Origin of the sequence: Leekyejoonella antrihumi, assembly GCF_007845645.1 — a bacterium.
Classification (GTDB): Bacteria; Actinomycetota; Actinomycetes; order Actinomycetales; family Dermatophilaceae; genus Leekyejoonella; species Leekyejoonella antrihumi.
Genome location: NZ_VCQV01000093.1, coordinates 1 through 4,234, shown reverse-complemented (window position 1 = coordinate 4,234; position 4,234 = coordinate 1). Strand labels below are relative to the sequence as shown.

Annotated in this window: 6 protein-coding genes; 1 reads left to right on the top strand and 5 read right to left on the bottom strand. The window is 69.9% G+C overall.

Features of this window, described 5'->3' with window-relative positions; genetic code table 11:
- Positions 1–84: 84 nt before the first annotated feature.
- On the bottom strand, positions 85–396 hold the full coding sequence (locus tag FGL98_RS24715; RefSeq protein WP_146321491.1) for a hypothetical protein: 312 nt from the start codon (positions 394–396) through the stop codon (positions 85–87).
- Between the two features lie 2 nt (positions 397–398).
- Entirely contained in the window at positions 399–1,814 is a 1,416-nt protein-coding gene (locus FGL98_RS24710; protein ID WP_146321489.1) for a site-specific integrase, read from the bottom strand.
- A 91-nt stretch (positions 1,815–1,905) separates the two neighbouring features.
- On the opposite strand from FGL98_RS24710, the gene FGL98_RS24705 reads away from it, so the two are divergent.
- The gene (locus FGL98_RS24705) at positions 1,906–2,139 is read left to right on the top strand and encodes a hypothetical protein (RefSeq protein WP_146321487.1); all 234 of its coding nucleotides are present in this window, start codon (positions 1,906–1,908) and stop codon (positions 2,137–2,139) included.
- 79 nt (positions 2,140–2,218) lie between these two features.
- On the opposite strand, the gene FGL98_RS24700 is transcribed toward FGL98_RS24705, so the two are convergent.
- From FGL98_RS24700 to FGL98_RS24690, 3 genes are all read right to left on the bottom strand, one after another.
- Entirely contained in the window at positions 2,219–2,530 is a 312-nt protein-coding gene (locus FGL98_RS24700; RefSeq protein ID WP_146321485.1) for a helix-turn-helix domain-containing protein, read from the bottom strand.
- A 4-nt stretch (positions 2,531–2,534) separates the two neighbouring features.
- On the bottom strand, positions 2,535–3,599 hold the full coding sequence (locus FGL98_RS26600; protein ID WP_146321483.1) for a tyrosine-type recombinase/integrase: 1,065 nt from the start codon (positions 3,597–3,599) through the stop codon (positions 2,535–2,537).
- 113 nt (positions 3,600–3,712) lie between these two features.
- Positions 3,713–4,234, bottom strand: a 522-nt coding sequence (locus FGL98_RS24690; protein ID WP_484177378.1) for a hypothetical protein, incomplete at its 5' end; no start/stop codon positions are given.

Sequence of the window (4,234 nt, the reverse complement as noted above, 5' to 3'; positions counted from 1 at the left end):
CGGATCCGGTCCTCTCGATAGTGGTAGACTGGGCGTAGCCCGAGGGCGCCTTTCATGTCCCTCCATCCTCGGAACCCCGGAAGTTCACGAATACTGAAGGGTGTTGTGGTGCGAACTTCCGGTCGGTTGAGTCGATTCGGCGCGAGGGGCGGGAAGTTCGTGGCAAGTCGATGGCTGCCCGCTGGGTTCAAGGGGTTCGGTGCGGTCGAGGTAGCGCAGGATGGACTCGGCGAGCCGTCGTAGGGCGGCGCGGTCAAGGGTGTCCTCGCGCCCGAGGCTGTAGATGGTGCGGGCGGTGGAGGCGCCGGTTCGGGGGTTGCGGGTGTTGTGGGCGATCTGCACGTAGCGGATCGTGCTGCCATCCGTGTTGTGCCGCTGGATGATTCGCAGGTACATGGCTACGCGCTCCCGGTGGTGCCGGTCGTGGAGCCTGAGTTCTGCTGCGACTGCTCGTCTTCGATGGCGGACAGCTGGGCGCAGTAGCGGGTGGCGGTGGACGGGTCGAGGTGGAACATCCTGCTGAGGGCGATCGGGTCGCCGTCGCTGTCCTGCGCGGCGCCGAGGATCCGGTCGGCGCGGAGCCGAGAGGTCGGCACCGGCAGCCCCCGGAAGTAGCAGGTGGACACGGGCCGGGTCCCGTAGGCGGACCGGCCGGTCAGGATCAGGTGTGGGTTCGCGGTTGCTGGCCACCGGGTGCGGCGTTCGGCCAGCCATGCGTCGAGGTGGTGCCGGGTCAGTGCGTCCAGGTGGATCGTCCTGCCATGGGCGTGCAGGCGGCGTCGGGCGGGATCGAGGTCGTCCACGAGCAGGGCGGCGATGTCGGCGCGGGTGAGGGCGTGAATCCCGGCCAGTAGCAGGACCAGTCGGTGATCGGTCCGGGGCGTGCCGTCCAGGAGACGGCTGCGGGTTCGCGCGTCGAGGCCGAGCGCGGGACACCGCGGCATGGAGCCGGGGTGCACGCCGCGGGCGGGGTTGGTGAAGACGACCCGTCGCGCCTTGAGCACCTTGAACAGGGACCGGAGGGCCACCAGCGTCAGGGTGCGGGCGGACCCGGTCAGGGGTGTGGCCTGGTCGATCACGTCGGCGCGGGTGACCTCACGCAGGGACGAGTAGTGATCGGCCCAGGAGCGTATCGCGGGCAGGGCCGCGCGAAGGTAGCTGGCGATGGTGGTGTCGGCGTGGGGGCGGCTTCGCCGGGCGTTGCCGGCCAGCTCGTCCAGCCACAGGTCGACCTCCCGCCGGATCGGTGCAGGCAGCCCGTCCAGTGGTCCGTCGCCCGGTCGGGTCGCGCGGGCCGGCTCGCGGTGAGGCGGCGTGCCGGTGGCCTCGGTCAGGAACTGCTCCAATCGGGTGATCGGCAGGTGCATGCGCCGCAGCTGCGCGGCCAGGTCCGCGGTGATCAGCGGCGGGTCGGCGCTGAGCCCGCCGACCGTGGCCATCAAGGCCAGCGCCCGGCTGGTCAGTCGCGTGGTGGGCGCCGACCAGCCGTGTGACTGCGCGAACGACGTCAGCTGCGTGTCCAGGCGTCGCCCGGCCGGAGTGTGGTGCCACGCGTCGGCGTCCGCCGCGGCCCGGGTCGGGTGCGGGAACATCTCGAACAGGACCGGTTGAACCACAGTGCCGGCCGGGGACTTCGCGTGGCCGGCTCCCGGCGCGGACGCCAGGGTCGCGGCACGGCCCCGGTATTCCATGTCGCCGAAGAACAGCTGGACCCACCCGCCGCGGCTGCGGTCGGTGCCGGTGCCGATGCCTTGGTTGGCGGGTGACAGTCGCAGGGTGATCTGGCACAGTCGGCACCGGACGTGCTGGTTCACCGGCAGCTCTCGCCGACATGCCGAGCATTGCCCGAAGTGGTTGCGGGCGGCGAAGTCTCGGCATGCGCGGCACCGCGGCGGGTCCCCCGTGATGCTGTACGCCCAGGCCCAGCAGTCCGGGCAGCTGCCGACTGACCAGCCGGTGTGCGCGCACGCGGCGCACCTCCCGCGGGTCCACAGCCGTTTCACGTTCCGACCGCACTCCGAGCAGGCGCCGCCCGTGGCGCGGGAGCGTTGCTTGCAGGGAGTGCACACTCCGGCCCAGCAGCGGCGTACCGTCCCGCACCGGGTGCAGGCCATCACCTGGGGCTTGGCCAGCCGGTAGCAGCGGGAGCATCGTCCCCCGCGGTGATTCTTGCGCCGCTGACCGCAGTCTCGGCAGCGGACGATCTGTCCGACCGTGCTCATACCGGTGGTGGAGTGCGTCGACCGGTTCGCCGGGTCGGTCGGGGCGATGCGGCCGCGCGACGCTGCGCGGGCTCGGGGGCCTGCGCGGGTTCCAGCTCGTCGGGCAGCAGCAGGTCGGCTGGGGAGCACCCAAGGACCCCGCAGATCACGTCCAAGTCATCCAGCCGGATCGAGATCGGCTTGCCCGACCACAGGTTCGACATCTTGCCCGCCGAGATGACCAGGCCCTGCTCGGCGAGCATCCTTCGTAGGTCGGACGCCTTCCACACGCCGTGCTGCGCCGCGACCATCCGCAGGTTCCACTGCATCGGCTCATCCTCCCCGAATACTGGTGAACCGGGCCGCTGCCCGGTCGGACGCCTGAACGTACTCGGCCTCGATCAGCTCGTTGCTGACGTGGACGTACCGCATCGTGGTGGTTAACCAGTGATGACCCAGGAGCTGTTGGATCGCCATCAGCCCGACTCCGTCACGGTACAGGCCGGAGGCGCACGCGTGCCGCAGCACGTGCGGGGTCAGCTGGCGAACCGGGCCGCCCAGATGCTCGGATGCGGCCTGCTTCAACGAGATTCGGAACGCGTCCGCGTTGGTGGGCCCGCCCCGCTCGGACGGAAACAGCGGCGCCCGTGGGGAGTTGAAGTCGTCGGCGAACTCGCCACGCACCTCGCACACCCACCACTGCAGCAGGGGCCGAGCGTCGCCGAGCATCGGGACCAGTCGCTGCCGGGGACCCGACCCTCGTGAGCCCTTGCCGTACCGCACATGGATCTTGCCCATCGGGCCGTGGTCGAAGTGCACGTCGTCCAATCCCAACCGGCAGCACTCGGTTGCGCGCAGCCCGACCTGCCCGGTCAACCGGGCCATCGTGTAGTTCCGTGCGGCCGTGTGCCACTTGCGCGCCCGCGGCAGCGCGTCCCGCCACGAGGTGAAGAACCCGGCCAGGTCGCCCGGCGCCGGTGGCACCCGCTCCTGGAAGTCGCCGCTGTTGGTGGGGCGGTTGATCTCATCGATCGGGCTGACCACGACATGCCCGGTCAGCTCGTGGATCTCCCCCTGGTAGCGCACTTCCAAGAACCGGTAGAACCCCGCGATCCTGCCCGCCTTGATCCGGCGCGTCTTGACCGCCTTGCCGGCCTGCGCCTTCGTCAGGAACCGGTCCGCATCGCCCGCGGTCACCTCCCACAGCGGCCGGTCGACCCAGTCCAAGAACTCGCCGACCGCGGACAGCTCCGCCCGCACCGTCGCATCCGTTACCCCGTGCGCGGATCGGGCCAGCACGTACGCGGCGAGCAGATCCTCCTGATACGCCTGCACGTCCTGCGTCGTCGATAGCGACCGAGGCGAGTGAATGTCCCGGACTACCGCCAGTGACGTCACAGAACGTCCTCCATCCTCAGTTCACGATCCGAATCATCAGTATTGGTTTGCCGAACACGCTTCATGAATCATATCGATCAGGCAGGAATTCATCGGGAGGCTGTGCGGTGCGTCTATGCCGCGGTGACCAGCAACAACGCGCCTGGAGCGCTGGACGGGGTGGCCGGGAACTTGCGGGAGAGGCAATACTCGACGGCCAGCAGCTGCTTGTACGCGGCGGCCAGGTCCTCGGGGGTGAGGGTCAGGTCACTGGTGCGCAGCAGCCACTTGCCGTCCAGGTGCTCCTCGGCCTTCGCGGCGGCATGGTCGATCCGCAGCAGGCCGCTCTTGGTGCGGCGCAGGTACCGGCGCAGCCCGGGCTTGTCCTTCAACGAGCCGACGAACTCGCTTCTGCGAGCAGGGGCCCAGTCATCCGAGCCGTCGACCAGCCCGGCCAAGTGGTTCATCAGATTGGCCCGCACCGCGGCGTCCCGCTCAGCCTGCTCGGGGTTGTGACACACGACGAACCGTTGCGCGCGGGCCCCGTCACCGCCGGCCAGTGGGTCACCCGGGTTGACGTGAATCTCCTTGACACGCAGGTTGTCTGCGAGCCTCTTGTACCGGCCGGGGCGGGCCAGCGCCGCGGCGGCCTCACG

Excerpts from the sequence above, each read along its gene's own strand:
- FGL98_RS24715 (WP_146321491.1), bottom strand. The coding sequence starts at position 396 with ATGTACCTGCGAATCATCCAGCGGCACAACACGGATGGCAGCACGATC.
- FGL98_RS24705 (WP_146321487.1), top strand. The coding sequence starts at position 1,906 with ATGCTGTACGCCCAGGCCCAGCAGTCCGGGCAGCTGCCGACTGACCAG.
- FGL98_RS24700 (WP_146321485.1), bottom strand. The coding sequence starts at position 2,530 with ATGCAGTGGAACCTGCGGATGGTCGCGGCGCAGCACGGCGTGTGGAAG.